Annotated in this window: 3 protein-coding genes; all 3 read right to left on the bottom strand. The window is 69.5% G+C overall.

The window, feature by feature from the left end; genetic code table 11:
• Positions 1-50 precede the first annotated feature (50 nt).
• The 3 genes from N864_RS20715 to N864_RS20705 all read right to left on the bottom strand — a co-directional run bounded on the left by N864_RS20715 (position 51) and on the right by N864_RS20705 (position 2,825).
• A complete protein-coding gene (locus N864_RS20715) occupies positions 51-1,721 on the bottom strand; it encodes a nuclease-related domain-containing DEAD/DEAH box helicase (RefSeq protein ID WP_034721843.1) in 1,671 nt (556 codons plus the stop codon).
• A 113-nt stretch (positions 1,722-1,834) separates the two neighbouring features.
• On the bottom strand, positions 1,835-2,224 hold the full coding sequence (locus N864_RS20710) for a hypothetical protein (protein ID WP_034721842.1): 390 nt from the start codon (positions 2,222-2,224) through the stop codon (positions 1,835-1,837).
• A gap of 124 nt (positions 2,225-2,348) precedes the next feature.
• Positions 2,349-2,825, bottom strand: a complete 477-nt coding sequence (locus N864_RS20705; protein WP_155893041.1) for a hypothetical protein — start codon at positions 2,823-2,825, stop codon at positions 2,349-2,351.
• Positions 2,826-3,089: the final 264 nt, after the last annotated feature.

Raw genomic sequence — 3,089 nt, 5'->3', positions numbered from 1 at the left:
CCGCCGGTCCTGCACCGGGCCGGCGGCGACGCTCGTCCATGCAGCGGAGCTCAGCTGAGGCCGAGCCGGGCGGCGACCTGGTCGCCCCCGATCTCACGGATCAGCATGGGGTCACCGACGATGACGAGCCGGTCCGTCGCCCGCGACATGCCGACATAGAGCATCTCGGTCGCCCGCTCGAGGTCCGGTTTGGCGTTGGCGCACAGCACGACGGCGCGCCGTTCGAGTCCCTTGCAGCCGAGGACGTGCCCATAGAAGACGTCGTCGTTCTCCCAGAATGATCGCCAGTAGCCGGTCTGTCCCTCGGCGTCCCACCGCTCCTTCTGGATCGGGTGGCGGGAACCGAGCGTCAGCAGCGCGACGTCCCTCGGCTGCCAACCCTCGTCGAGCAACCGGTCCACCTCGTCGTCAGCCACGCCGAGGGCATCGTCGGTCTCGCAGGGCCGGAACTCGACGTCGGGCCCGTCACCGCCGCGCAGCGTCATCCGCATCGGCGTGAGCGGCCCGAAGGCAGTCGCGATCTGCCGCGTGTTGCGCAGGTTGTGGTCGAGGACGAGGGGCACGAGCGGCACCGGCGGCTTGCCGAACCGGCTGAACACCCGCTGGTTCTCGTCGGAGTAGACGTAGAGCCCACCGGTCTCCTCGTCCTTGAGGGCGCGCATGAGCGAGAGCCACCAGTCGTCGGCGAAGTCCTGCGCCTCGTCGACGATGACGGAGTCGAACCGCTTGCCCTGTGGCAGCTGCGCGGCGAGCTCGGCCATGCGCGCGGCCAGCCCGTGCTCCCAGAACTCGGTGTCGTTGCGCTCGGGGAACTCCGTGATGCCCCACTCGCGAGCCAGGTCCTCGAAACATCCGACGAAGGCAGGACGCTCCTTGCGTGGGACGACGGCGAGCTGCCGCTTGAAGTACTCGCTGAGCCCGATCGAGTAGCACACCAGGGCGACCCGCTGGGGCCTGCGCCCACCTCTGCCCCTGGTGAGCTCCTTGGCCTGGGTCAGCGCGAGGATCGTCTTGCCGGAGCCCGCTCCACCGCGCACCTCGAGCCGGTGGATCAGACGCGCAGCGTTGAGCAGCGTTGCCTGCTCCTGCGTCAGTCGGTCGGCCACGGCCTCCCGCTCGTCGGCCTCGGCCGAGACGCCGCGCGTCGGGAGGTGGCGGCCGGTGAGGATCTCCTCGATGAGCTCGATGTCGTCCTCGGTCGGCACCCGGTGCCCGGACTCCTGCCGGACGACGACCTCGCGGATGCGCTCGGCGAGGTCGTCGAGGTCTCCGCGGCCGCTGATCGCCCAGCGGGGACAGTCGGGGGTCGCGAAGTCGTCCGCGAGGTCGGTGAAGGGCAGCACCACCATGTGGCCCCATCGCACCCGTGACCGTGACGACTCCCGCCACCGGGCGTCACGCTCGACGTAGTCGCGCAGGGCGTACTTGCCGTCGCGCGCCTGCTCCACGGGGCGGACCCGGCTGCGGCTCTTCCGCTTCTCCCCGCTGGTCCACCAGCGCCCGTCCTCGTCGACCGAGACGCTGCCACCCTTGACCTCGACGACGACGATTCCCGCGCCGGGCATGAGGACGATGATGTCGAGCTCGTGGTCCTTCTTCTGCGTCGTGAGCCGGAGGTTGGCGATCAGGTCGGTGTCCGCCGGGACGGTCCGCTCGAGCCGCTCCCACACGATGCGTTCGGACTCGTACTCGAACCGTGGTCGTTCCCCCAGGTGCCCCATGTCCCGGAGGCTACCGCTCAACATGCGGACAAACAGGGCGTATGCCGCTCTCTCCCGGCGCCGCAACGCCCGGTCCCGCTCGCCCTCCCTGTGCGAGCCCGTCGACCGTCTCCTCAGGTCGTGTCGACGTTCCGGGGATGTAGGGCGCGGGCGTCCCGCATGAACTGGGCCAGGGCGTCATGATCAGCGGGCCCTTCGCCCGTCGGCTCGTCGCCGGTGGTCAGGTCGACCGCGCGGATCCCGAAGAGCGACAGCGCCGAGAAGTAGGCCGGGCTCTCGCTCTGCAGCAGGTGGTAGATCCCGTCGAACTGTGACGCAGCCAGGAACGCCGTGGTGGTGCCATCGGTCCCGAAGGACAGCCAGTCGTCCGGCTGCTGTTCCGGGAAGCCGAGGAAGACGGGGCCGCTGGTCTCCAGGGTCAGGTGGATGACCTGGTTGTAGTCGACGATGTCGTTGTGCAGCTGCGCGACCGTGTACCCCGTCACGCGCTCGTGGATCGGCACCTCACTCACCTTCTTTTCGCCATGGCCCTCTCACTGGGCAGCCTGCGGCTCCCGTCGTGACGGCCACGTGACAGACCATGCCGTCGTCACCCGCGCAGGTGCGCAGGCCGAACCGCCTCCGCCCTTAGCCGACGAGGCGCATGACCTCGGCCTGCACGTCCTGGTGACACAGACACCGCCCGCGCAGGTCGACCTCGGTCCAGCAGTTCGGACAGGCATCGAGCTTGGGCCCGCACCCGACGCCACAGCGGGCACAGAAGGCGCTGGTGCGCTCGGCCACCCTCCAGTCGAGCGACTCGAGAGCGAGGTCGACGACTGCGCCGAAGTTCTTGCGCACGCCCTTGGCGGTGACGATGACATAGCTCGTGACCGGCGTCCGGGGGATCTGGTGCCCGAACGGCTTGCGTCCCTCGAGCGCGTAGGCACGCTCTGGCGCCAGGCAGATCGCGACGCGGTCGGGGTGTGCGAACAGTGCGATCGCGCCGGCTTTCCCGGAGCGCACGATGACGTAGTCGTCGCGGTGGTCGAGCTCGACCGGACGCCGATGCTGAACCGCTCGAATCAGCTGTGCGATCGGCTTCAGGGGCCTCTGCGAGGCCACGGTTTGCAGTGCGGTGGCCATGAACCATTGAAACCCCGCCCGATGTCGTCCGTCGCGGGCTTGGGACGGGATTCACAGCCAATTCCTCGCCAGCGCTGCGCAATTCGGACGAAAGGACCTGCGGGTCACAGGGCTCGTATCCTCACTCGGTCCGGTCCTCGGCGCGCCTGCACGTGGCCTGACGGCCCGGCCCGCGGCGGGTGAGACCGCGGACATGCCGGTGGCCCCGCCCTTGGGGGCGGGGGGTGGGGCGGTGGCGTTATC

The organism is Intrasporangium chromatireducens Q5-1, from assembly GCF_000576575.1.
Classification (GTDB): domain Bacteria; phylum Actinomycetota; class Actinomycetes; order Actinomycetales; family Dermatophilaceae; genus Intrasporangium_A; species Intrasporangium_A chromatireducens.
This window is presented reverse-complemented; position numbering and strand designations above follow the sequence as displayed.